This window comes from Methylacidimicrobium cyclopophantes (assembly GCF_902143385.2).
Taxonomy (GTDB): domain Bacteria; phylum Verrucomicrobiota; class Verrucomicrobiia; order Methylacidiphilales; family Methylacidiphilaceae; genus Methylacidimicrobium; species Methylacidimicrobium cyclopophantes.
This window is the reverse complement of record NZ_CABFUZ020000064.1, coordinates 1-1978: the sequence shown is the minus strand read 5'-3', so window position 1 is coordinate 1978 and position 1978 is coordinate 1. Positions and strand designations below refer to the sequence as shown.

The 1978-nt window shown below is 62.5% G+C and carries 1 protein-coding gene and 1 pseudogene; both read left to right on the top strand.

What is annotated here, in order from left to right:
* Positions 1-638: dihydroorotate dehydrogenase (locus tag FN369_RS01325; RefSeq protein WP_512698698.1), on the top strand; the 638-nt coding region annotated here is incomplete at its 5' end.
* 140 nt (positions 639-778) lie between these two features.
* A pseudogene (locus FN369_RS01320) lies at positions 779-1828 on the top strand (NAD(P)-dependent alcohol dehydrogenase).
* The last annotated feature ends 150 nt before the right edge of the window (positions 1829-1978 follow it).

Sequence of the window (1978 nt, the reverse complement as noted above, 5' to 3'; positions counted from 1 at the left end):
TCGCCCGCCGTCTCGCTCGCCGCCGGGCCGAGCATAGGTGGCCGAACTTCCCGGTCGGCGTCAATGTGGGGAAATCCCGGCAAACCGATCTCGATCGGGCGACCGGCGACTATGTGCGTGCCTTCTCCCTCCTCCGCGCCTACGGCGACTTTTTCGTGCTCAATCTCAGCTCGCCGAACACCCCGGGTCTTCGCTCCTTGCAGCAGGAGACCCATCTGCGAACGCTGCTGGAAGCGGTCGCAGCGGCCAACCCTTCGCCCGCCAAGCCGATTTTGGTCAAGATCGCTCCCGATCTGGGGGAAAAGGAGCTCGGCAAAATTCTCGAAGTGGTCCTATCCGGATCCTGCGACGGCTTGGTTGCTACCAACACCCTGCCGACCCCCGGCCCGCGAGGGCTGGTAGGCGGTCTGAGCGGGAGGCCGCTCTCCGAGCGGAGCACCGAGGTGATTCGCTTTCTGGTTCGGGAAAGCGCGGGGCGCCTCCCAATCGTGGCTGCCGGCGGGATTTTCGATCCCGCGGATGCTCAGGAAAAGCTCGATGCGGGAGCGAGCCTCCTGGAGGCTTATACGGGCTTTGTTTTTCGCGGGCCGAGCTTTGCGCGCACGATCAGCCAGGGGCTTCTCCGGGGCCGCGACTAGGCAGCGAGCGCCGGAGAGAGCGCGGAGAAAGAATCAACCCGGTGGCTTAGGGGCGACTTGACGCCGCCCGCGCCCGCTGGGTAGCATCATTGGCTCCCACTGCAACGGCGGACTCGCCGAACCTCGGAAGGAACTTCCCCATGAAGGCATTTGTCATGCGCAGGATCGGGGAGGTCGGCTTCCTCGACAAACCGATTCCGAAGCCGGGACCGGTGGACGCGGTGATTCGCACCACGGCCGCCTTGATCTGCACCTCGGACGTACACACCCTGCATGGGGCGATCGGTCCTCGCCAGGACTTGACCCTAGGCCATGAAGCGGTGGGAGTCGTCCAGGAAATAGGGAGCCATGTCAAAGACTTCCGCCCGGGCGATCGGGTACTCGTCGGCGCCATCACTCCCGACTGGAGCGATCGAGCCTCGCAGGCGGGGCATTCTTCCCAATCCGGTGGGGCGCTCGGCGGTTGGAAGTTCTCGAATGTCAAGGATGGGGTCTTCGCCGAATATTTCCACGTAAACGATGCCGACGGCAACCTGGCACGCATCCCTGATGGGCTGAGCGATGAGCTGGCGGTCTACTGCGCCGACATGATGAGTACAGGCTTTATGGGAGCCGAAAATGCGGACATCCCAATCGGTGGGACCACCGCCGTCTTTGCCTTGGGGCCTGTAGGTTTGATGGCTGTCGCCGGAGCTCGGTTGTGCGGGGCGGGCCTCGTCATCGGCGTCGACTCCGTGCCGAAGCGCTTGGAGTTGGCGAAGCATTATGGGGCGGATGTCGTCGTGGACATGAGCCAAGAAGACCCGGTCGCTCGCATCCTTGAGATCACTGGCGGCTAAGGAGTCGATTCCGCGATCGAAGCGGTGGGGATGGATGCCGCCTTTCAAAACGCCGTTCGGGCGACCAAACCGGGTGGCACCATCTCGAACATCGGCTACCATGGTTCCGGTGAATTCGTCCATATCCCACGCATCCCTTGGGGAGTAGGGATGGCGGAAAAGACGATCCGTTCCGGACTCTGTCCCGGCGGGCGCCTGCGGATGGAACGGCTTCTCCGGGTCTTGCAGAACGGGCGGCTCGATCCATCTCGCTTGACTACCCATCGCTTTCGCTTCGAGGAGATCGATCGCGGCTTCGAGATAATGGCGAAAAAGCTCGAAGGCGTCCTCAAGCCGCTCATCTTGTTCTAAGCCGGATTCCTTCCGAAGCTTCCACTTCGCTCGACGGGAAGATCGACGACTGGTGCGTCGGTTCCGATCCGGCTTTCCGTTTCCAACAACCGTTCCTTCCCCCCGAACATCAGAGAATTTCGACCATGATTTGCATCCACTCCCGCCGCA